The organism is Parabacteroides sp. ASF519 (genome assembly GCF_000364265.2).
Taxonomy (GTDB): domain Bacteria; phylum Bacteroidota; class Bacteroidia; order Bacteroidales; family Tannerellaceae; genus Parabacteroides; species Parabacteroides goldsteinii.
In genome coordinates this window covers 6,020,328-6,044,502 of sequence record NZ_AQFV02000006.1, presented here as the reverse complement: position 1 = coordinate 6,044,502, position 24,175 = coordinate 6,020,328, and the positions used below count along the sequence as shown (strand labels likewise).

The following is a 24,175-nucleotide window of genomic DNA, read 5'->3' as shown; positions in this document are numbered from 1 at the left end:
AAGGAGGTTGTAATAATTCTAAATTCAAACAAGAATGAAGAGCAAGGTACATCGATATATAAGGACCGGAATAAAGGGGATGATAGGAATATTTTCCGTTTTCCCTTTTACGGATGCGTATGGACAATGGGGGTATACGATCGGGCAAAAAGAAATACCGTCGGTAATAATCCATTCGGATACCTCCCGGGTGAAAGTTTACCCGGGACATCCCAGGTTGTATTTTCGTGATACGGATTTACCGGTTATCCGTGAACGTGTTCGTGGTGAGTTCAGGCAGGAGTGGAATGAATTATTGTCTTATCTCAAAGAACAGATCTCACGATTCTCTCCGGAGGTGTTGGGTAGGGGAAGGTATCTCAAACATTGGGATATCGGACGTAATATGGCGTTTGTAGCTGTGGTGACGGAAGATGAAAACTATATCCGATGGGTAAAAGAATGGGTACAGGTGATGGTGGACGACGGTCCTGTCGGAAATGACGATGAATACCGCGGACGATTAATGTCGCTGGCTGTAGCCTATGATTGGTTGTACCATTTTCTGACTGTCCGGGAGAAACTGGCTATTGAAAAGGCAATACTGGATCATTTGGACACGAACTGGCATTTCTCGGCTTATGCGGATTATGTTGGCGGACATTCACGCTGGGGTAATTTTTCTTTGCTGACCGGATTGCTGGCTTTGGTTACGGATAAACCGGAGCTGAGAGAAAAATTACTGGAGATACGTGAACACTGGGTTCAGGGGTATTTTCCTGTACAAGGATGGATCACTGAGAAAGGTGGCTATCATATGGGATGGAATTACAGTGCTCCTTATTTATCGGGACGAACGCACAGTGTCATGTCAAGTGCTACGAATGAATGTATGTATTTCCCCTAGCAGGCAGAAATACCTCTTTTCTGGATATACGGACAGCAGGGAGATGGTTTGTTCGCGAATACGGGGGACGCTTACTCGGTTGACACCGACTTGCAGGATGAACAGGAGCTATTGTATATTTCTGCCGGAATCTATAAAAATCCCTATGCAGCTTGGCTGGCCAAACCGACAAAAGATCCGTTCGCCCGAATCTTGTATGCTGATAAGAGCGTTAGGCCGGTTGCACCGGATGATAAAACAATACCGTTACCTTTGAGTCGGGATTTTGGAAATGCCGGAGTTGTTATAGCACGGGATCGTTGGGATGAAGAGACAACTTTGCTTCAGTTCCGTTCTGTCCCTTTCTATTCGGCGAATCATCATCACCGGGATGAAAATACGTTCACGATCCACTATAAGTCACCCCTGGCAATTGATTCCGGAATGTATGATGAAGGTTGTGAAAACGGCGGATACGGAAGTACGCATTGGTGTAATTATTTTACCCGTACAATTGCCCATAACGGGATTATTGTATTTGATCCGGAACAGGAATATAAGGTATATGGCCGTTCGGTATCCAATGACGGGGGACAACCTTACTGGGAAGAGGAACCGACAAAGCTGACTGATATCCTGCCCGGCGGCCATGCTCATTTGGATGGAATCACGTTGTGTCGGGAGACAGATGAATATACTTATGCTGTTGGAGATGCAACTAAAGCCTATGACCGGGAAAGGGTCAGCCTTGCACAGCGGGAGATTATTTACCTGCGGAGAAATACAACATTCCGTCCTGTAATAGTCGTTTTCGATCGCGTAGAAAGTACCAGGAAGGATTTTGAAAAACGTTTCTTGCTTCATACGGTTCATGAACCGGAAGTAGTTGAGAATCGAATGGTAGCAGAGAACGGAGGAGGGCGATTGACATGTTTTACCCTTTATCCTGAAAATGCCCGGTTGGAACTGATAGGTGGAGAAGGTAAAGAGGCCTGGGTGAATGGCATCAATTACCCTTTAAATAAGAATTGCTGGCCGAAACCCCAGATACAAACTGGTGCCTGGCGGTTGGAAGTTTCATCGGCTGTCAAGCAGATGAAAGATTATTTCCTGCATGTGTTGTTTGTCGATGATGCCGGTTCTCCGGAAATAACACCCGATGAGGCACTATTGATTAAAGAAAATGGCAGACTGGGGGCGTCCGTTGCCGGTTGGAAAATTCTGTTTTCCTTAGACGGTACACCTGCAGTGATTGAGGAACATAAATAACCTGAAAGAAGATGAAACATTCTGTTTACCTGATTTTTATAACTGTTTTTACAGTCGTGTTGGCAGCCCGGGCAAAGAATCCGGTGAAAATAGTCACTATCGGAGGTGGAGGGGTTGCGGTTTCCGTAAATAATCAGATGAGTTATCAGCAAATGGTCGATCAGATGATCGATTACTGGCAAAGGCAGTTGTCAAAAGTGTTATTACATAAGCCGGATCTGATATTATTAACGGAAGCATGCGATCGTCCTTCCGGATTAACTACGGCAGAGCAGTTTGAATATTATAAAGTAAGGAAAGATCAGGTAAAGGATTACCTGGCTTCGGTAGCAAAAGATAATCACTGTTATATTGCTTTTGGAACCAAAAGGGAAGAAAACGGAAGCTGGTGGAATTCATGTATACTGCTTGACCGACGTGGAAAAGTAGCCGGTATATATAATAAGAATTTTCCTACTATCCAGGAAATGAATGAGATCATGCCTTCTGATGAAGCAGAACTCCTGCTATGTGATTTCGGGACTGTTGCTTGTGCTGTTTGTTTCGATCTTAATTTTGATGAGTTGAGGGAACGGTATGCTCAGCAAAAACCGGACATAATTTTGTTTCCATCAATGTATCACGGAGGTTTGGAACAAAGCAAATGGGCTTATTCCTGTCAGGCTTATTTTGTTTGTGCCTATGGTTTTCTGAATGCTCCGTCGGAGATACGTAACCCATTGGGAGAGGTGGTCGCCTCAAGTACGAACTATTATAATTATGCTGTGGCTACAGTCAACCTTGACCGTAAATTGGTACATCTCGATAATAACTGGGAGAAATTGACCGCTTTGAAAAGAAAGTACGGTGATCTTGTTTCTATCTCTGATCCCGGACGTATAGGGGCAGTGATGATCACCAGTGAACATGATTCGATTTCAGCAGACCGGATGATAGATGAATTTGATATTCAGTTATTGGACGATTATTTCAATCAATCCCGTGCTGTTCGTGAACAAAAATTGATTAAAGCTCCGGTAAAAGACGCAATAGATGAATATCGTAAACATAATAAATAAAATTTATAGGATCTGCTACCGTAAGATGTAAAAATATCTCTATATTTGCGCTATGCATTGTTCCGAGCCTGTATCCGCGGGTAAGGATTAAAAGGGAACCGGGTGTGAATCCCGGACAGTCCCGCTGCTGTGAGCTTCATAACGTATCAGGCATACTTTTGCCACTGTTCTGTAAGGGGAATGGGAAGGCGCTTGATCCGGAAGTAAGTCAGAAGACCTGCAAGGCATATTATTTCGACGGCTTCGAGGAAAGGCCGGATGAGAAAAACAAGACATCTGATGTCTTTCTATTCTTGTTCCATTCCCAGTTTGCTGTCCTTTTAGGATCTGTTTTTAATTATTTTGCCATAATAATTAGGAAAAGAAGCATGGTTCGGTTGACGGGATGAGCTCCGTCGGTGGTCCATGCTTTTCTTTTTCAAAGACTGAACAGTTAAGACGGAATACTTGTTTATTATTGGAAAAGTATGTTTATTTGCAGATAGTATTTATAAAACAACAGGCAATATGAAAAAGGTTACAGGTTTAGTTTTGATTATTTTGATGGCATTTATTGCTGTTCCCGCTAAATCCCAATTGAAGTTTGGGGTAAAAGGTGGTTTGAATATATCGTCCGTTCATTTGAATTCAGATATTCTGAAAGCGGATAATGTGACTGGTTTCCAGATCGGTCCGATGATCGAGACAACGATTCCTCTGATTGGAGTAGGGTTGGATGCGGCTATCCTCTATTCACAGAAAGGGATGGATGTGAAATCGGAGACAGGAACTTCCACGAATGTGAAAACAGATTATATCGATGTCCCGGTGAATTTGAAATGGAAATTCGGACTACCTATCATTAAAGGATATCTGGCTGCCGGTCCGTATATCGGTTTCCGTGTAGGTGGCGATAAATTCTGGGAGATTCCCGGAAGTGTAGTAGGACAGGTGAAAGCGAAAAACTTTAGTGCCGGTCTTAATTTTGGTGCAGGTGTGGAACTGATCAGCCATTTGCAGGTCGGTATAAACTATGGCCTGGGACTGACTGATAATTACAGTGCGGAAAAATATGATCTGAATGCCAAGAACCGCGGATGGTCGGTGACAGCCGCTATCTTGTTCTGATAACAGACAGAAGATATGAGGGGCCGGGCTTTAACAGTCCGGCCTTTTTTGTTACTTTTGACCTCGGAAATGAAATATGCAGATGTCATACTACCCCTGCCGTTGGAGAATAGCTATACATATAGTATTCCGACGGATCTGGAGGCAGCCGTAACTCCCGGTTGCCGGGTCATTGTTCATTTCGGCAAGAAACGTTACTATACTGCCATTGTGATGGAAGTACATGAACGCAGGCCGAATACGGACTTTGAGACGAAGGAGATTTATGCCCTGCTGGATGCCAGCCCAGTACTAAGGAGGCCGCAACTTCGCTTTTGGAAATGGATCGCCTCCTATTATATGTGTAAACTGGGGGATGTCTATAAAGTGGCTTTACCTTCCGGGCTGAAACTGGAAAGCGAGACGGCTGTCACTTATAATGCCGATTTTGAGGCAGACGGTCCTTTGCGTCCTAATGAGCAGACTGTGCTGGATGCTTTTAAAGGAGTGCTCAAGTTAACAGTTTCGGAGTTGGAAAAGAAAACAGGCCTGCGCAATGTCGTTCCCGTAGTTGCTTCCCTGATGGCCCGTGGGGCAGTGGAGGTCAGCGAAGAGATGAAACGCGGGTTTGTTCCGAAGATGCAGACATTTATCCGTCTGTCTCAGGAATATGCAACCGAAGAACGCTTGCAGGAAGCCTTTGCTGATTTTAAGCGGGCCAAGAAGCAGGAACTTTTGCTGGTTTGCTTCCTTGATCTGAGCCACGCATTAAATCCGGCATTAACCGTGGAAGTATCCAAAAAAGAATTACTGGAACGCAGCGGTTGTTCATCAACGATATTGGACGGGTTGCTGAAACGGGGAGTCCTTGAAAGCTATGAAAAAGAAGTGGGGCGTTTGCAGGTTCCGGTATGCCGTTTGCAACCTCTCAGTTCGCTTAGTCCGGCACAGGAGAAAGCGTATAGCGAGATACATGATACCTTTACTTCTAAAGATGTTTGCCTGCTTCACGGAGTTACTTCCAGCGGTAAGACGGAAATTTATGTACGGCTGATAGACGAGGTTCTGAAGCTGGGACGGCAGGTTCTATATATGCTTCCTGAAATAGCTATTACGACGCAGATCACCGAACGGCTGGCTAAACTGTTCGGTAATAAGCTCTTGGTATATCATTCGAAATTCTCGGATAACGAGCGTGTGGAAGTATGGAACAAACTCCTGCATGGGAACGAACCGATGGTAGTGCTGGGTGTACGTTCTTCTCTCTTCCTGCCATTCAAGGACCTGGGACTGATCATTGTGGATGAGGAACATGAAAATACGTATAAGCAGCAAGATCCGGCCCCTCGTTACCATGCCCGCAATGCTGCAATCGTGCTGGCGGGAATGCATGGGGCAAAGACGCTGCTGGGATCTGCTACCCCTTCGATCGATTCTTATTTCAATGCAACGACTGGTAAGTATGGACTGGTAGAGTTGGTTACCCGTTACGGTGACTGCCTGATGCCGGAGATTATAACTGCCGATATAAAGGAACTGAAGCGGAAAAAGATCATGAAGGATACACTTTTCTCCCCGTTATTGGTCGAGAAAGTAAATGCGTCCCTGGCACGCGGTGAACAGGCTATCTTGTTCCAGAACAGGCGTGGGTTTGCCCCGCTGATCGAATGTAAGAGTTGTGGCTGGGTGCCTCATTGTGTGAACTGTGATGTCAGCTTGACCTATCATAAATATCATAACCAATTGGTTTGCCATTATTGCGGATATACCATCCAGTTACCGCCTCATTGTCCGGAATGCCAGAGTACGGAGTTGAAGATGATGGGTTTTGGGACAGAGAAGGTGGAGGAGGAAATAGCTTCCCTGTTCCCTTCGGCGAAGGTCGAGCGGTTGGATTTCGATACGGCACGTACCCGTACGGCTTACGAACGCATCATTTCCGACTTTGAGAAAGGAAAGACGCAAATCCTTATCGGAACGCAGATGTTATCGAAAGGATTGGATTTCGGAAATGTCAGTGTTGTTGGAATCCTGAATGCCGATAACCTGATGAACTATCCCGATTTCCGGGCTCACGAACGTGCTTTCCAACTGATGGTGCAGGTAAGCGGACGAGCAGGGAGAAGGGATAAACGTGGTACGGTTGTTTTGCAAACTTCCCAGCCGGAACATCCTCTGATACGGATGGTGCAGCATTTTGCTTATAAGGAAATGGTTCGTTTGCAGTTGAGCGAGCGTAGCATGTTCCGGTATCCTCCTTATTACCGGTTGATCGTGTTGGTGCTCCGGAGCCGCAATGAGTCGGTTTTGCAGGAACTGTCGGTGATCTATGCCGAGAAACTGCATGCCCGTCTCGGAGAGCGGGTACTGGGACCTGTCACCCCTCCGGTAACACGTGTGCAGACTTTGCATATCAAGAAGATTGTGTTGAAAATAGAGATAGCCGCCGCCATTGCCCCTGTCAGGGAAATACTGGAGGTTGTCCATTCAGAGATGCAACGCTATTTGCCATTCAGGCAATTGCTGGTGCATTATGATGTGGATCCGGCTTGATAATTGAATATTGAAAATTGAGAATTGAAAATTATGGGAGAGAAGAAAGAGTATAAGATATTGTTTGTTTGTCTGGGGAATATTTGCCGTTCTCCGTCGGCGGAGGCTGTGATGAAGAAGCTGGTAAAAGATGCCGGCCTTGACAATTATATAGAAGTCGATTCGGCAGGTATCATGGGATACCATGAGGGAGAACGTGCCGACCAGCGGATGAGGGCGCATGCCTCCCGCCGGGGATATATGCTGGATTCTATTTCCCGTCCGGTTCGTACGACTGACTTTTATGATTTTGATCTGATCATTGGAATGGACGACCGGAATATAGATGACCTGAAACGGAAAGCTCCCGATCTGGAATCAGTAGCTAAAATACATCAGATGACGGAATATTCCCGTAATAAGTTGTATGATCATGTCCCTGACCCGTATTATGGGGGCGCCTCCGGTTTTGAGTTGGTACTCGATTTGTTGGAAGACGCCTGTGGAGGATTGCTCGAAACTATTTCTTCAGGTCGGGATAACTGATACGGGTGTGGAACATTGTTTTCAGCTTGTCGACAAACACGCTTTTGATCGTCTCTACATCCCGGAACGTCAGCGGGGCACTTTTCAGTAATCCGTCTGCTATCTGTCCGTCAATAATTTTATCCACCAACTGTCTGATGCTTTCTTCCGTATGCTCTTTCAGGCTGCGGGAGGCGGCTTCAACGGAGTCTGCCATCATCAGCACGGCAGTCTCTTTCGAGAACGGGTTCGGTCCCGGATAAGTAAACGTCTTTTCGTCGATCTCTTTATCCGGATATTGGTTTTTGAATGAATTATAGAAATATTTAGCCTTTCCTAATCCGTGATGTGTACGGATGAAATCGACGACAGCCTTGGGCAACAATGCCTTTTCAGCGATCCTGACTCCATCGGTGACATGATTTATGATCACTTTGGCACTCTGGTCGAAACTTAGTTGGCTGTGCGGATTCACGCTACTTTGGTTTTCGGTGAAGAAAGCCGGGTTTGCCATCTTCCCAATATCATGATACATGGCTCCTGTACGGACCAGTTGGGCATTTGCTCCGATTTTTGCAGCGGCTTCCGATGCCAGGATAGAGACCTGCAAGGAATGCTGGAATGTTCCGGGAGATGTTTCCGACAACTTTTTAAGAATAGGCGTATTGATATTGGATAGTTCCACCAGCGTGATGCTCGATACATATCCGAATGTTTTTTCCAGCATATAAACCAGGATGTAAGTAAACATCAGCAGGATGAAATTGATACCGAAGTATAGAAGCATCAACCAGTTGATCTTGTTGAAGTCCGCCTCTTGATACAAGGCAAGGCTTATATAACATAACGTATAGGACATAAAGATCAGGAATGCGCAGCGAATCAGTTGCGAACGTTCCGACAGGTCTCTCAGACTGAATGTAACCACCATTCCGGCAATGATCTGTAACAGCAGGAACTCATGCGGGAAAGGTACCATCAGCGAACAGATCAGCACGATGACCAGATGCGTAAATAGGGCTGTACGCGAATCGAAGAAGGTCCGGACAACAATAGGCACGATCGCATAAGGCAGGATATAAACATTGAACAGCGCATAAGTGACGCATAACTCCGTTAATATGCAACTGACAAATATGCATAGAATAAGGAAAAGCGCATTCCGCCTGTTGTGCAATATCTTTAACCGGAAAGACCACAGGTATAACCAGAAACAGAAGATAATGCCGCAGACCAATACAAACTGCCCTCCGAGAATAATGCTTTGGCGTTGTGCACCACCCGATTTGGTCTCGTGCACAATCTTCAACGAACGCAGTACATTATAGGTATGGTTATCAATAATCTCCCCCCTGTCTACAATACGTTCTCCGGCCTGTACCATACCGTTCGCCAAGGATACGCTCCGGAGCATATCGTCTTTTACTTTCTCTGACATCGCTTCATCATACGATATATTTTCCTTCAGATAGTTATTTATATCGCAGGATTGCAGGACCGATTTGTCTAGCCGCGGCGGACAGTTGTTTATGATAAACTCATAAGCCGTTTTTATGGTGAAAAAGTCACTGGCATATCGGGAATGAGCGATATTGTTCTCCAACAGATTGACACGCTCATAGTTATCCTTTTTCAGTTTTTCCTGTTCCTGTGATGAGATAATCCCGTTTTTATATAGGCTGATCAAACTATTTTCGATATAATGCATATAGGCAGGTGTCGCTTTCCGGTTCAGGCCATCGGTATAGGCGGCCCGTAATTTGTCGACTTCTGTGTTCTCGACAGTCGCATCCATACGGAAATACGGTTCGAAGTTTTTCAAAACGCTATCTTTCTCGGCATCGACTTCTGCATCAGTCTTGTAGATAGGAAAATCGCTTGGAGCCGTCAGTAATCCGTACCTCCAGGGTTTACCTTCATAGAACTGGTAACGGAACTTTCCCTCGCGAGGAAAAAAGTAGGCGATCAGCAAAGATGCCACGATGAAATATACGGCTGGGTGTATACTATAGTTTTTTAGTTTCATAAGATTCTCATTTGAGGGCGAAATGTACATAAAAAAGTTTAGTAAGAGAAAAAAAAGGACTACTTTTGCCGCATTATTATAGAATGAAATAATTATGACTCAAAGGAAAGTTAGAGTCCGTTTTGCACCCAGCCCGACAGGGGCGCTGCATATCGGAGGTGTTCGTACAGCTTTATACAACTATTTATTTGCCAAACAGAATGGCGGAGATTTGATCTTACGTATTGAAGATACCGACTCTCAACGGTTTGTTCCGGGAGCGGAGGCTTATATTATTGAAGCGCTTACCTGGTTGGGTATCAAATTCGACGAAGGTGTGAACTTTGGTGGCGAATACGGTCCGTACCGTCAGAGCGAGCGAAAAGCTATTTACAGGCAATATGTCGACCAGTTGCTGAATGACGGTCTGGCTTATATTGCATTTGATACACCGGCTGAACTGGATGCCAAACGTCAGGAAATTGCCAATTTCCAGTATGATGCTTCCACCCGTTTGCAGATGCGTAACTCCCTGACACTTTCTGCTGAAGAGACAAAGGCGTTGATCGATGCCGGAAACCAGTATGTTGTCCGTATCAAGATCGAGCCGAACGAAGATATTCATGTGAATGATATTATCCGTGGTGAAGTGGTAATCAACTCTTCTATCCTGGATGATAAGGTATTATATAAATCGGCTGACCAGTTGCCTACATACCACCTGGCAAACATTGTCGATGACCACTTGATGGAAGTCACTCATGTGATCCGTGGCGAAGAGTGGTTGCCGAGCGCTCCCCTTCATGTATTGCTGTACCGTTATCTGGGTTGGGCAGATACGATGCCGCAGTTTGCCCACCTGGCTTTGTTATTGAAACCGGAAGGAAACGGTAAACTGAGCAAGCGTGACGGTGACCGTCTGGGATTCCCTGTATTCCCGTTGGAATGGCATGACCCTAAAACCGGTGATATCTCTTCAGGATACCGTGAAAGCGGTTACCTGCCGGAAGCGGTTGTTAACTTCCTGGCCCTGTTAGGATGGAATCCAGGTAACGATCAGGAAATCATGAGTATGGACGAACTGATCAACTATTTCGATCTTACCCGTTGCAGCAAGGCCGGTGCCAAGTTCGACTATGAAAAGGGAAAATGGTTCAACCACCAGTATATCCAGAAAAAAGACAATAAAGAAGTCGCAGCATTGTTCATGCCTATCCTTGAAAGCCACGGTATAAAAGCCGATCCGGCATATGTGGAGAAGGTTGTCGGCATGATGAAAGACCGTGTTTCTTTTATTAAGGAATTATGGGATGTTTGTGCATTCTTCTTTGTTGCTCCGACCGAATACGATGAGAAGACAACGAAAAAACGTTGGAAGGCCGATTCTGCTGCCCAGTTGGCAGAACTGATCGAAGTACTGCGCGTTCGTGAACCGTTCGATATCGAAGGAACGGAAGAAGAGGTGAAAGCCTGGATCGAAAGCAAAGGCTACCATTTGGGTAATATAATGAATGCTACCCGTTTGGCATTAGTCGGTGAAGGAAAAGGTCCTCATATATTTGATATTACAGAAGCATTAGGAAAAGAAGAATCTATTCGCCGTATCGAAAGAGCGATTGAAGTGCTTAAATAAGTTATGTATAGTCTGGCAATCCACTTTTACGCATTTATCATTGCGTTGATTTCTCCATTCCATAAGAAGGCCCGGATCATGCGTCTGGGGCAGTGGAAAACGAATTCCATTCTTCGTGAGAAGATCGACCGGAATGCAAAATATATCTGGTTTCATGCTTCTTCCCTGGGCGAGTTCGAACAGGGACGTCCGATGATGGAGAAGATCAAGGCGGAACATCCGGAGTATAAAATACTACTTACTTTCTTTTCCCCTTCGGGATATGAAGTCCGTAAGAATTATAACGGGGTAGATGTCATTTGCTATCTGCCCTTCGATACGCCTTACCGGGTGAAGAAATTCCTGAATCTGGCAAATCCTTCCATTGCTGTATTTATTAAATACGAGTTTTGGGGAAACTACCTGCAAGAGTTGAAGCATCGCAATATCCCGGTGTACATCATTTCATCCATATTCCGTCGCGATCAGTTGTTCTTCCAGTGGTTCGGTTATCCGTACCGGAAGATGCTTTATTGCTTTACCCATTTGTTTGTGCAGGATGACCGTTCGGCAGCTTTGCTGAAAGAGTTCGGGATAACGAATGTAACTGTTACGGGAGATACCCGTTTCGATCGGGTACTGGATGTCCGTAACCAGGCACGTGAGTTATCGCCAGTGGAACATTTTGTCTGTGAAGGAGGAAAGGAGAAAAGATTGACTCTTGTAGCCGGAAGTTCCTGGCCGCAGGATGAAGAGATTCTGATCCCTTATTTCAATGAGCATCCGGAGATGAAGCTGATCATCGCTCCGCACGAGATTCATCGCGAACATCTGATGTATATCGAGTCGTTGTTGAAACGTCCTTCCGTCCGTTTGTCGGATGTGTTTCATGACCAGTCTTTGGCGGAAGGTAAAGATTGTCTGATTGTCGACAGTTTCGGTTTATTGTCCTCTATCTACCGGTACGGAACGATCGCTTATATTGGTGGTGGTTTCGGAGCGGGTATTCATAACACGCTTGAAGCGGCAGTGTATGGCATCCCTGTTTTATTCGGTCCGAAATATCATAAATTCAAGGAAGCAAAAGACCTGATCAAGGTGGGAGGCGGCTTCTCCGTATCAGATAAACAATCCTTCTGCGAGAAGATGGATGAATTGCTGACCTATCATGAAGTGCTGGAAGCTGCGGGCGAAAGTGCCGGACAGTTTGTAAATGGCAATGCCGGGGCGACAGATAAGATATTACGAATAATAAAGTTGTAAAAAATATACCGATTGATCTGGTGTTTGATTTTAGGTTTATGCCGATAAGGAATTGGACACCAGTCAATCGGTATTTTGTTTTTTAGCCCCGGAGTCTCAGAATCCGGTGTATTCCACTTTCTTCCGATCGTCCGGGGCATAGCGCATTGTTGATGTTTCTAATGAATTGCGCTTCTTATCATTGGTCTATTCTGTTTCAGGAATTACTTCACCTACTTTCAGGGGAGTGATGTTGTTTTCTGCTCCCGGATATCCGATATTCTGATTGATAACTCCTCCGGTATTTGTCTTGATCGCATTTTCCGGAACGGGCCACAGTACATGATGTACACTCAGGCGATATTCGCCATAAGGGATAACTATACCTTTATTATAGAAGTTATTGTGCTTGATCACCCAGTCAAAATAGAAATTCACGCCTGCATCTTTGTTGTTTGTTCCGGTTCCACCTGGTCCTGAGAAATTATTCAGGGTATAGATACGTCCTCCGAAAGCCTCACATGCTTTGCCTGTTTTGGCATACAGATAGGATATACGGACCAGTTCTACATGGCGGTTCTCTTCATAATACAACTCACGGGCACGTTCAGCCAGTACTTCTGCTATACCGATCGTGCCGGTCAAAGGCTCTGCTCCGGCACGTGCACGGACGATATTCAGCATGGAGGCGGCGTTGGCATTGTCGCCTTTCCAGTAATAGCATTCGGCCATCATCAGATAGGTTTCTGCTGAACGATAGATATACCAGGGTGTTTCTCCACCCTGAAGATCCTGGGTTTTCGTTGGGTCCGGGACAAACAGTTTATAATGCGGCCACATGTACCAGCAACGGATGGAGTCTGCCACGGAAATGTCGTTCGGACGAACCAGTTGCTGACCATACCACGGGCTGTTGTTCTTCTTCAGGCTCGGCTCATTATACCGCAGGTCTTCCATTCGTTTCCAGCTGTCATGATTGTTCGGGCTGCGCAGGTCATTCTTTTCCTTGTCGGTCCAGATCTCATACTGGAAATAATTCGTAGGACGACAGGTTCCGATGCCACGGCCGTAGTTGGCATCATTGTCAATTTCCGTGTTTTTGTCTTCGGAAGCAGGGACGATGGCTGTTCCTGATTTTCCGTCGGGTGTCTTGATCGCTGCCCCTTTTGCCCAGTAAGGGAGTCCGTTACGCATCGTATAAATACGTTTGTCTCCGGCTTCGACGATGTCGGGGTAGGCTACCACATACATGATACCCTCCGTGTTGCTCATGTCTATTTTGGCTTCTACACTATGCAGGTCATGCATTAAATTCGTATTGGGCTTGTTCTGGTTGGTCGTGAAGCGCTGTGTCATCAGCGGGTGCCGTGCGACGACTTCCTTTCCAACTTCAATGGCTCGGTCAAAGTCTCCCAATGACATGCATATTTTCATCAGTAACATACCGCAGGCATCTTTGTTGGCTCGGCCCCGGTCCATTTGTTCGGGTACCCATTGGTAAGCGAATTCCATATCTTTTTTACATTGCTCAAGAATACTCCAACGGTCATAGGAGTAAAAGTCGAGTTTCGGCCGGGTAATTTCTTCACTTAACCAAGGAACGTCTCCGAACTGGTGGGTGAGTTTATAGTAACGATAGGAGCGGTGGAAATAGGCCCCGCCCAGTACGGCATTCCGCTCCGCCTCATCCTTAAAAGTGGCGGCATCCAGACGGCTGATCACGATATTGGCATACTTGATTCCTTTAAAACCTTCTGCCCAATACCAGCCGTTCTTGCCTTTCATATCATTCTTGGTTCGGGCAGGAAGCATCTCGTTATCGAAGTCCACCAACGAACCGCTTTCGTCGGTTTTCCCATGTACGGCAATATCTGCGGTGTACATTTCCGTCAGGATCGGAGCGCCGTCCGTAAAGAATTCGTGGCGCATATTACGTTCACAGGCAACCAGTGCCGAATACAAACCGGCAGCATCTACATAGGTGTTTTCGGGAGTATAAAAAGATAGCGGCTTCGGGTCGAGCCAACTGTCATTGCAGGAATTCAGTAAAGGTAAGGCAGCTAAAGCCAGTACCAGGTATTTTTTATTATTCTGATTCATAATCTTAATTCTTATGGGTTAATCAATGTTTATAAAGTAAAGTTTACACCGAAATTGACGGTTCTCAGCGTCGTGTCACCGCCTTCCGGATCGCCGAAAGTCCATCCCGTGATGACGAACGGATTACGGACGGCAACGGAGAAACGCATGTTCTGTACGGAGAATCTTTTCAGGAAATTCTGCGGCACATTATATGACAGTGTGATGTTTTCCATACGCACGAATGTTTTCTTTACATAATTACTGCCGATGTTCTTGGAACCCAGGCGTCCGTAATCGTTCGTCGGATTATCTTTTGTCCAGCGCGGGATATCTACAACGGTGTAGCGGTCAAACATTCCTCCCGTATTGGCTGCCCGGTTGAAGGTTCCGTATTGCCCGATGTGCGAATACACCATAAAGGATAAATTGAAGTTCTTATAGAATGTGAACTCATTTCTCCAGGACCAGCGGAAGCGTGGAGTGGTGTAACCCTGGAATATTTTGTCATCATTATCCATTACCCCGTCGTTATTCTGGTCGATATATTTGAAATCACCCGGCTTATTCCCATATTTGGCAGCCTCTTCTTCTTCTCCGAGTTGCCAGACACCGTCGCGTTCATAGTCCCAGATCTGATCCGTATCATGCCCGATAAACCATTTGTTTGCCAGGTCGTCTGCTTCTTTATAACCGATCACATTCCCGTCGGCATCCTTTATTTCTTCTTTGTCTCCGTACAGATGTTTGATCTTCCGCCGGTTGAAAGAGAAGGTTCCGCTCGAATTCCAGGAGAAGTTTCTGTTCTCTATCACATTGGCATTCAAGGTCAGTTCAAAACCGCGGTTGGTCAGTGTACCCAGGTTGGCCTTCACATTGTCATATCCTAAAATAGAGGGCAGGGAGCGGTTAACCAGCAGATCGTTGGTTTCGGCCATGTAGGTTTCCATGCTGCCGCTCAGTCTGTCACCGCACACAGAGAAGTCGATACCTATATTATAAGAGGCAGTACGTTCCCATTTCAATGTATTGTTCGGCATACGGTTGATGTATATCTGGGAGGTAACATACACATTTCCGTTCTGGTCGATATAGGGATGCAGTCCGGAGTTGAGGGAAGCCAATGCATCATATTGACCGATATCCCTGTTCCCGTTCTGTCCCCAGGAGAAACGGAGTTTTCCGTAATTCAGCCAGCTGCCCGATGCCTCCATGAATTTTTCGGAAGTAAAGACCCATCCTAAAGCCACGGCAGGGAATGTGGCACGCGGATTCATCTGCCCGAAAGCGGAATAACCGTCACGGCGTACCGAGGCTGTGATCAGATACTTATCCTTGAAAGAGTAGAATATACGTCCCATCAGCGCATCCCCCGTTTTATAAGTATCGTTACTGGAAACGGATGGAATGGCTCCTGCTCCGATGTTATGATATCCCAGTACGTCGCTCGGGGTAAATTGCTGGTTCTTGGCTACCGTTTGCCACCATTGTCCTTTTTCCGCATTGAACAGGAATGTTGCTTCTACACGGTGATCCTTTCCGAACTCCTGTTTCCAGCGTACAATATGGTCAAGCAGCCAGTTGAACGTTTTCTCGTTTTTACGTTCCGACTTGCCGCCTTCCCCGGCCCATTCGGGATGCTGGGACGATTCATGGTTCATGTATTCGTACCAATGGTAACGGGGAGTAAAATTCATTTGATATTCCAGGCCGAAGGGTAGTTTCAGGATGGCATACAAATTGGCATTGAAATCATGGTTTATATCGCGTCTGTCACGGTACAGGTTGTCAAAGAACGGATTTTTTGTATTGTTGTCGCCGGAGGGATACATCCGGTACGGACTATCCAGGTTGTCAATTTCATTAGTCGTGTAAGGCGAATTATGTTCACGCTGGTCGACATCAGCTGCCAGATAACCGCCGATACGGGTTGCGAACTGGGAATTCAGTCCGACAGTAAGAAAAGAAGTAACCTTTGATTCCAGATTCAGTCGTGAGCGGAAGTTCCGGTAGCGGTCGCCGGTTTTTACTCCTTCACGGTCGGCATATCCTAACGACCAGTAATAAGAGAAATTATCCGTACGGTTGGAAATACTGGTGGTATAATCCTGTTGCAGGCCGGTCTGATAAACAATGTCATCCCAATTGGTTTCCACGCCGTTCAGATAATTTTCAATCTCGATGTTCTGTAGATTCAGACGGGTCAGCCAGGTCGTGACCAGTGTCTTGTCATCAGGCAGGGCTGAACCCGGATTTTTCTGATCGTAATTATACCATGTCAATGGATCGATTCCCATCGATGACAAGGTTCGCGGGTCGGCATATTTGCCGGGTTGTGCGGTTAACTCGTCTTGTGATAACAAGCCTTCTGCATATTCCTGACGGAAAGCCAGGAAGCCTGCTCCGTCGACAGTCTTAGGTAGTCGCGAATTATGTACCAGGCCGACATTGGCATTAAAAGTGATAACCGGCTTGCCCGTATTCCCCTTTTTTGTCGTAATAGCAATAACGCCATTCGCCGCTTTGGCCCCATAGACAGCGACTGAACTGGCATCTTTCAGAACATCGATGCTTTCGACATCCATGGCATTGATATCCTGCATGGAACCGTCGTAAATGACACCATCCAGTACGATCAGGGGAGCCGAACCTGCGCTTAATGTGTTTTTCCCTCGTATCTGCAGGTCGGCTGTACCGGCTGCATCGGTAGACATACTGATGGATAAACCGGCTGCACTGGCACGTAGCAGGTCCTGGACAGACCGTGGAGCTTCTGCTTCCATTTTTTCTGCTTTTACACGGGAAATAGCACCAGTCAGGTCTTTTTTCTTAGCCGTGCCGTAACCGATAACCAGCACTTCGTCCAGTTCTTCGGTGTCTTCTTTTAGCGTGATTGTGAGCATTTCCTGGCTGACGACAGGAATTTCCTCCGTTACATAACCGATATAAGAGCATACTAATACCGGCTTTTTCCCAGATACATTCAGACTGAACATTCCGTCACTACCGGTTATGGTCCCATTGGTCTTTCCTTTTTCCATAACATTCACACCGATAAGTGCTTCTCCTGAATGATCTTTTACAATACCTTTAACGGTAGTTCTTTGCGCATAGGCCTGACAGATAAACATCCCTGATAAGAATAGTATCAAGGCGAACCGATGAAAAAAACTGAGAACATGATTTTTCATACAAATACTAATACTAGATATCCATCAATCCCCAAGTGGATGGTTATACAAATAAAAGAGGCGTGAGGATTGTTGATTATATCTAGTTGGAGGCCTTCGACTGCCCTGTAGCTAATATAAACAACAACTCACGCCCTTTTATCTAGTATATCCATAGAGACATATGCATATAACAATGCCTATGAACAGATATAACAAGGAAAGGTACGTGAGCGTTCTTGTTGTCTATTATCTAGCTACATTGAAAAGTGTCGAAGTTTCCAACTAAGATAATATCTTTAAAACGCTTCCGTAATCAATAAAATGTACCGACCAATAACGCTTTACCAGTGTGTACGGCAACAAATGTATGGAGAAGTGTTGAATAAAGCAAATAAAAACGAAAAAGTTTTTCATTAGATGATGTCATAATATTCTGAGCTACTGCATCAAAATGATGGTTAATCCCTATTAAATGGTGTTATATTCAAGATTAGAAAAAATGAACCTGTCATTTGTCATATATAAACAGCAAGAAGAATAATGGCAAATGACAAATAGCATTGCAAATAAAAAGTCCATTTGCAATGCTTCATTATCCTTATTAGCAGTGAGTTACACCGGTATATTGCAAATAACAAATAGAATGTTGAAAACTTTGTGTATAAAGGATGTTTTTATCATGCCCCCTTCTTTAAACTATTGCTATCCTCCAGTCTTACTAAATCATAGCCTATAACAAACTAATAGTTAACTCCCGACTCTGAATAATTACCCTGTACAGGATAACTGACCAGCCTGTACACCTTGGCGAATTAACCTGTACACCTTAATCGGTTACCCTGTACACCCTGGCAATAATGAGTCCTTACTTGTCAATTAGTTAGTAGGGAGGAATAAATTAGTATCCCTGCTTTCGCCGGTTAGTTTGTGATTGTATCCTCCGATGATGTAATAAACATTTAGAATATGGGAAATAGGGGATGGAGTCGATGGGGCATTCCAATAAAAAGATAATTGTTGTGAGGAGGATAAATAATAAAAACGTTTGAATAATTGTGTCTTCTTTCGAAATGTAGTAAATTTGTATAGGTACAAAAAGAACAGGAAATGACTATATTTGATGAATATAAGACATACACTGGTGATACATCAATCTCGTCATCCTTGCTTTGGGAATATGACTTGTCTCATTTTGATTGGTGGAAATCAAGAAAAGTAGTAGTTCAACGTGTCATAGAGAGGGGATGGCTAAAGGATTTTTATGCTGCATTTAAATTGTATGGCGGTATAGAAGGATTTAGGGAAATAATAAAAGAAGTTCCCAATTTGTCGTCCCGGGATATGAATTTTGTCTGTATTGCCTTTAATCTTAAAAAAGAAGAACTAAAATGTTACACACGGAAACTGTTGCGAGATCAACTCTTGAACTCTTAAAAATGCTGGAAAGTGAAAGTGTGATGTCAAATTTTAATTTGGCAGAGGGAACTTCTTTGGCCTTATATTTAGGTCATAGAATCAGTGTTGATCTGGATCTTTTTACACCGGAATCATTTGATGCAGGGAAACTAGAAATATTCCTTCGTGATAAATATGGTTTCCGTACTGACTTCATGGAAAAAAATACCTTGAAGGGAACCATAGACGGTGTTAAGATAGACTGCATTACCCATTCTTATGGGGTTATCTTGAGAAGCCATACACCGAGTCTGATATAAGATTGTATAGTATGGAGGATATCGTAGCCATGAAACTTTCAGCTATTGCCGATAATGGTTCGCGGCTAAAAGATTTCATTGATATAGCTTTCCTTTCCACTCGCTTTCCTTTTAATTTAATGCTGAGATTGTATGAGCGTAAATTTCCCGGATCAAATCTCATTAGACCTTTCAAAGCTATTACTTATTTTGAAGACATAGATTTCGAAGAAGATATTGTTATGTTGAATGGTAAATATGATTGGAAACTCATTGAAAGGAGACTGATTGATATGACTCAAATTCAAAATAAAGTTTTTGAGTCGTTTCCGCTCTCTTAGTTTATGTCTCATATGTAGGTTTGCAGAATGGAAAAGTTCGAGGTGTAGTCCTAATATTCTTAATTTTATTCTTATCAATCGATAGCATTATGAAAAAAAAGATTAGTTTGTGTTTATTGGTTCTTGGTGCAATTTATATTTCCTGTGGCTCAGTGAAAGACCGGTCGGAGGAGCAACAGGCCCTTTCTTCTTATGTAAACCCTTTTATCGGGGCATCCACCAGTATGGATGCCGGAGGTTCTTATCATGGTCTGGGGAAGACTTTTCCCGGGGCAACGGCACCGTTCGGTATGGTACAGGTCAGTCCGAATACGATTACCGGAGGGGATAATGGTTCCGGGTATAGTGACGAACATACTTCTATCGAAGGTTTTGCTTTTACACAAATGAGCGGGATTGGCTGGTATGGCGATCTGGGAAACCTGCTGGTTATGCCCACGGTAGGAAAACTGCATACGTTTTCGGGTGCATCGGACGATCCGGATAAGGGATACCGGTCCCGCTACGACAAGTCTTCGGAAGAAGCATCTGCCGGTTATTACGCTGTGATGCTGACGGATTATCAGATAAAAGCGGAGGCAACGGCACTTCCCCATAGTGGAATGTTGCGTTTTACATTTCCTGAAAGTAAAGAATCGCGTATCCAGATAGACCTGGCGAGAAGGGTGGGGGGAACTTCCACCTGGCAAGCCGTCGAAGTGATCAATGACCATACGATCCGCGGAGAGATGAAATGTCCTCCCGAAGGCGGCGGTTGGGGGAATGGCGACGGTAAAGCAGATTATACTGTCTATTTCTATGCCGAGTTCTCGAGACCGTTTCGGTCACATGGCGTATGGTCGGCCGATATACCGGATGACTGGACGTGCAAACGTGGAGATATAGAGAGCGAACGCTATCAGGAAGTAGTGAGGAATGCCCGGATCATTCCGGACGTGACTTCTTATGTAGGCAAACATCTTGGATTCTATGCTGACTTTGAGACGGAAACCGGAGATCAGATTCTGATGAAAAGCGGTATCTCTTTTACCAGTATGAGGAATGCGGAAGAGAACCTGCATTCGGAAATGAATGCGTGGGATTTTGATGCGACACTGGCATCCTGCCGGCAGTTATGGAATGACGCACTTTCCAAAATATCCGTGTCTGGCGGGACGGAGGATGAAAAGCATATCTTTTATACAGCCCTTTATCACACGATGATCGATCCCCGTGTTTGCAGTGATGTAAACGGAGAGTATATGGGAGCGGATAAACAGGTACATGTAACAGACCAGTTTTCTAAACGGACGATCTTTAGCGGCTGGGATGTTTTCCGGAGCCAAATGCCTTTGCAGACGATTATTAATCCGACCTTGATCAATGACCAGATTAATTCGTTGGTTGAGATTGCGGACCAGAGCGGAAATAACTATCTGGAACGTTGGGAGTTGCTGAATGCCTATTCCGGCTGTATGCTGGGAAATCCGGCTATCTCCGTGTTATGTGACGCTTATTCTAAAGGAATCCGTTCGTATGATATAGACAAGGCTTATCAGTATGCTTTGAATACATCCCGGATGTTTGGAAATAATGAGAACGGATATACACCGGGTTCCATTTCCCATACATTAGAATATGCTTACAACGACTGGTGTATGGCCCGTTTGGCCGAATGGCTAGGGAAAGAGGCGGATAAGGATGTTTTTGATCGTAGGGCAGGAACTTATACGACCCTGTACGATCCGGATTACGGATGGTTTCGTCCCCGTAATGAAAAAGGGGAATATTTGCCGTTGCCGGAACAGGGAAGACTGGCCGAAGGATATGGCTGTGTGGAAAGTAATGCCTACCAGCAAGGCTGGTTTGTACCTCATGATGTGGAAGGTATGATCAAACTGATGGGCGGACGGGAAAAGGTGCTGGCCGATCTGACGGATATGTTTGAACAAACACCAGCCAACTATTTATGGAATCAATATTATAATCATGCCAACGAGCCGGTACATCACGTGCCATTCCTGTTCAACCGCCTGGGTGCTCCGGAGCTTACACAGAAATGGACGCGGGATATTTGCCGGAATGCTTATAAAAATTCGGTGCTGGGATTGGTCGGTAATGAAGATGTTGGCCAGATGTCTGCCTGGTATGTGTTGGCGGCTAGTGGATTACATCCGGTTTGTCCGGGCGATCAGCGGTATGAATTGACGAGTCCGGTGTTTGAGAAGGTTGTCTTCAATCTGGACCCGAACTATGCTGAGGGAAAGACATTTGTGATTGAAGCTCACAATAATAGCCCTGAAAATATATATATCCAGCAGGCAACTCTAAATGGAAAGCCTTACGATAAATGTTATCTGATACATGACGACCTGATGAAGGGAGGGACTTTGGTCTTGCAGATGGGGGCGGAGCCTTCGGATTGGGGGAAATAGAACGGAATAAAAACATTTCAGCCGTTACTGGCTGTCGGGTCACAAACAAGGGCTATTGGAGTATTTGTGGAAACAAGGGACTTGGATAGGAAGTAAAACTTCTAAAAAGAACTGAAACAGATTTATCTGTCGTTCGATCTGTTCAATCTAAGAGAAGAGGAATGTAAAACACCTCTGGAGAATATGGTTTATATATTGAAGAATATGAATTTATTTGATATGTCTCCGTTTAAGGAGAAAAATGATGCTTTCAAACGCCTGCTCGATGTAGCCAACCTGAATGCAATGACTCCTCACGAACGGGCAGTTTACGATGAGAACCTGAAGATTTATCGCGACTGGCGTAATACGCTGGAATATGCGGTAGAGGAAGCAGAGGTGAAAGGCTTGAAAAAAGGAAAGATTGAAGGGATAGCAGAAGGGCTGGCTAAAGGAAAAGCCGAAGGACAACGTCAAATTGCAGCCAACTTAAAAAATCAGGGAGTTAATATTGAGACAATTACCCTGTGCACTGGTCTGTCTGTTGAAGAGATAAACGAATTGTAAGCTATTCACACGATATTGAATCAGCAAAGTCCCGAACCATCGGAGTACTTTGCTGATTTGTTGTTTCAATTATTTCTAAATTGGCACATTGGCATATTGGCTCATTATTTTCTAAAATCGAGCCTGATAATAAATTTAAACAGGCTCTTATTTTGCAACGGAAACATCTCGAAAAGTAATAAAAGAACGATTAATTTTCGTCAGCAAACATCGGGTCCCAGGCCGGAAGACGGGTCGGTGTTTGTTTGAGGACGTTTTTTACTTTGTCGGTGATATATTTCTTATCGACTACCAGACGGAACATATATTCGTTGAACCATTCGTCGGTCATGATCAAATGTCCGTTGTTGGCACCCGGTCCCCAACTGTTTTCAACCATCCATTTTTTCGGTTGGCCGTTGCTGTCCAGGTCTACTGCCATTAAGGTCATGGCATGCGACGAACCGCTGGCGAATGTCTGGATGCGTTGTTTCTTATCCATACCGAAAGTGGTACCCATCAGTGAGCCGTAATCGTAATAGTTCACGTCCAGCAGGCCACGTTCACGATCGAAGAATTTACCCACGTCGCAAGAGAAGTACATCATAGTGCTGTCTTTGATAGAGGCGATAGCCATTTCCTTGATGTCCTCTATCGGCAGGTTAACGTATGTCCAGTTCTTGCCGTCATAGCGGTGGCGGTCGAAGTCGATTTCGTATAACTTATAGTATTCGCGGCTCGGATCGTTCATCAACATGACATAATTGTTTGTCAGATCCTTTCCGATATATTCGTCGAAGAATGACTGGGGCGTGTATTCTTTCGTTTCAACCGGATCGCCTTTGGCGTCTTTGCGTGTCCAGGTAAATTTCGTAGGCGGTTCACCCAGGTTGAGGACCAGCATCCGGTAAATAGTTCCCAGCATTTCGGTTTTATTCTTTTCCAGTGCGGCTACTTTAGCCCCTTTGGCTGACTGGTCGCGTAGTTGCAGACCAAATTCTTTCAGTTTGAGACTGATCAGGTTTGCCATTCTTCCGGTGCTCTCGCTACTATTGGTTTCTACCATTACGTCGGAGGGGACAACGCCATATTTTCCCAGGATATCGGATATTCCGGTAAACTGTCCTCCGTCGCTGAGCGGATTTTTAAATAACCATTCCACCATCTTGTCATCCATCGGTTTTTCCCGGGTATCGATGATGCCTTGCAGGAAAAGGTTTGCTTTTTCAAGTTGGTCCCAGAAGAAAGAATAGTTTTGTGAGAACTGGAAATCTCCCATATTATATTTAGCGATTGCCTGTGCACGGAATACGTTCAGTCCGGTAAACAGCCAGCAACGTCCGGAAGATTTCTGGTTGGTGATGCCTTTACCGTTTACTTTGTGAGAAAAGTAAGTGTCGAAATTGTTTTTGCTTTCAGCGTTTACTGCCAGTTTGTTGATGTCGTTATTACTGATCGCATTATGAATTGCTTTATCAGTCGGTGTTCCTTTGTAAGATTGTTTGATCTGTTGCAGCATCTCCGCGGAAATACCTCCGTCGGCTTGCTGTCCGTAGGCGGATAACGCGATACCCAAGGCCAGGGTGGTTATCCATAGGTTGTTTCGTTTCATGATATAGTTCGTTTATGTTATGTATTTAATCTGCTGCAAAGATAAGGGATACAAATTGGAATGGCTAAAATATGGGAAAAGAAAAATAAGGGATATCCTGGGACAGGAATACCTCACCTGTTATGAATTATTTTTATCTGTAA

The 24,175-nt window shown here is 44.8% G+C and carries 15 protein-coding genes, 1 pseudogene and 1 riboswitch; of the genes and pseudogenes, 12 read left to right on the top strand and 4 right to left on the bottom strand.

All coding sequences use genetic code 11. The annotated features are described in order from the left end of the window. The first annotated feature begins 79 nt into the window (after nt 1-79). From C825_RS24285 to C825_RS24260, 6 genes are all read left to right on the top strand, one after another. Nucleotides 80-886 (top strand): hypothetical protein, encoded by an 807-nt coding sequence (locus C825_RS24285; protein ID WP_135033564.1) that lies wholly within the window; start codon nt 80-82, stop codon nt 884-886. A gap of 48 nt (nt 887-934) precedes the next feature. Beyond that, nucleotides 935-2,134: a heparinase II/III domain-containing protein gene (locus tag C825_RS24280; protein ID WP_010800513.1), complete on the top strand. Its 1,200-nt coding sequence runs from the start codon at nt 935-937 to the stop codon at nt 2,132-2,134. 11 nt (nt 2,135-2,145) lie between these two features. Further along, a complete protein-coding gene (locus tag C825_RS24275) occupies nt 2,146-3,192 on the top strand; it encodes a carbon-nitrogen hydrolase family protein (protein WP_010800512.1) in 1,047 nt (348 codons plus the stop codon). Nucleotides 3,193-3,232: 40 nt separating this feature from the next. Next, a riboswitch (cobalamin riboswitch) is annotated at nt 3,233-3,431 on the top strand. Nucleotides 3,432-3,699: 268 nt separating this feature from the next. Then, nucleotides 3,700-4,299, top strand: a complete 600-nt coding sequence (locus C825_RS24270; RefSeq protein WP_007654242.1) for a porin family protein — start codon at nt 3,700-3,702, stop codon at nt 4,297-4,299. A 69-nt stretch (nt 4,300-4,368) separates the two neighbouring features. Further along, a complete protein-coding gene (gene priA, locus C825_RS24265) occupies nt 4,369-6,831 on the top strand; it encodes a replication restart helicase PriA (protein WP_044215224.1) in 2,463 nt (820 codons plus the stop codon). A 33-nt stretch (nt 6,832-6,864) separates the two neighbouring features. Then, nucleotides 6,865-7,356 (top strand): low molecular weight protein-tyrosine-phosphatase, encoded by a 492-nt coding sequence (locus C825_RS24260; protein ID WP_010800510.1) that lies wholly within the window; start codon nt 6,865-6,867, stop codon nt 7,354-7,356. Here C825_RS24260 and C825_RS24255 read toward each other — a convergent pair. Next, nucleotides 7,331-9,361, bottom strand: coding sequence for an HD family phosphohydrolase (locus C825_RS24255; RefSeq protein ID WP_044215216.1), 2,031 nt, complete (start codon nt 9,359-9,361; stop codon nt 7,331-7,333). The two genes, C825_RS24260 and C825_RS24255, sit on opposite strands and share 26 nt — an antisense overlap. 94 nt (nt 9,362-9,455) lie before the next feature. Here C825_RS24255 and gltX point away from each other — a divergent pair, with 94 nt between their 5' ends. Both gltX and C825_RS24245 read left to right on the top strand, forming a co-directional pair. Then, nucleotides 9,456-10,973, top strand: coding sequence for a glutamate--tRNA ligase (gene gltX / locus C825_RS24250; RefSeq protein ID WP_007654238.1), 1,518 nt, complete (start codon nt 9,456-9,458; stop codon nt 10,971-10,973). Nucleotides 10,974-10,976: 3 nt separating this feature from the next. Next, nucleotides 10,977-12,215 (top strand): 3-deoxy-D-manno-octulosonic acid transferase, encoded by a 1,239-nt coding sequence (locus C825_RS24245; protein ID WP_010800508.1) that lies wholly within the window; start codon nt 10,977-10,979, stop codon nt 12,213-12,215. A gap of 186 nt (nt 12,216-12,401) precedes the next feature. Here the strand turns inward: C825_RS24245 and C825_RS24240 are convergent, their stop codons facing one another. Beyond that, nucleotides 12,402-14,294 (bottom strand): RagB/SusD family nutrient uptake outer membrane protein, encoded by a 1,893-nt coding sequence (locus C825_RS24240; protein WP_010800507.1) that lies wholly within the window; start codon nt 14,292-14,294, stop codon nt 12,402-12,404. Between the two features lie 29 nt (nt 14,295-14,323). Then, a complete protein-coding gene (locus C825_RS24235) occupies nt 14,324-17,464 on the bottom strand; it encodes a SusC/RagA family TonB-linked outer membrane protein (RefSeq protein WP_010800506.1) in 3,141 nt (1,046 codons plus the stop codon). A gap of 1,089 nt (nt 17,465-18,553) precedes the next feature. On the opposite strand from C825_RS24235, the gene C825_RS24230 reads away from it, so the two are divergent. The 4 genes and pseudogenes from C825_RS24230 (at nt 18,554) to C825_RS24215 (ending at nt 22,441) form a co-directional block, all read left to right on the top strand. Next, nucleotides 18,554-18,880: a DUF6922 domain-containing protein gene (locus tag C825_RS24230; RefSeq protein ID WP_007654232.1), complete on the top strand. Its 327-nt coding sequence runs from the start codon at nt 18,554-18,556 to the stop codon at nt 18,878-18,880. Next, nucleotides 18,835-19,481, top strand: a pseudogene (locus tag C825_RS24225) (nucleotidyl transferase AbiEii/AbiGii toxin family protein). The gene C825_RS24230 and the pseudogene C825_RS24225 overlap by 46 nt, the downstream one beginning before the upstream one ends. Nucleotides 19,482-19,570: 89 nt before the next feature. Then, nucleotides 19,571-21,895 carry a GH92 family glycosyl hydrolase gene (locus C825_RS24220; RefSeq protein ID WP_010800505.1) on the top strand — a complete coding sequence of 775 codons (2,325 nt, stop codon included), beginning with the start codon at nt 19,571-19,573 and terminating at the stop codon, nt 21,893-21,895. 111 nt (nt 21,896-22,006) lie between these two features. Then, on the top strand, nt 22,007-22,441 hold the full coding sequence (locus C825_RS24215; protein ID WP_044215217.1) for a PD-(D/E)XK nuclease family transposase: 435 nt from the start codon (nt 22,007-22,009) through the stop codon (nt 22,439-22,441). 190 nt (nt 22,442-22,631) lie between these two features. Here the strand turns inward: C825_RS24215 and C825_RS24210 are convergent, their stop codons facing one another. Continuing rightward, nucleotides 22,632-24,032 (bottom strand): C1 family peptidase, encoded by a 1,401-nt coding sequence (locus tag C825_RS24210; protein ID WP_010800503.1) that lies wholly within the window; start codon nt 24,030-24,032, stop codon nt 22,632-22,634. Between the last annotated feature and the right edge of the window lie 143 nt (nt 24,033-24,175).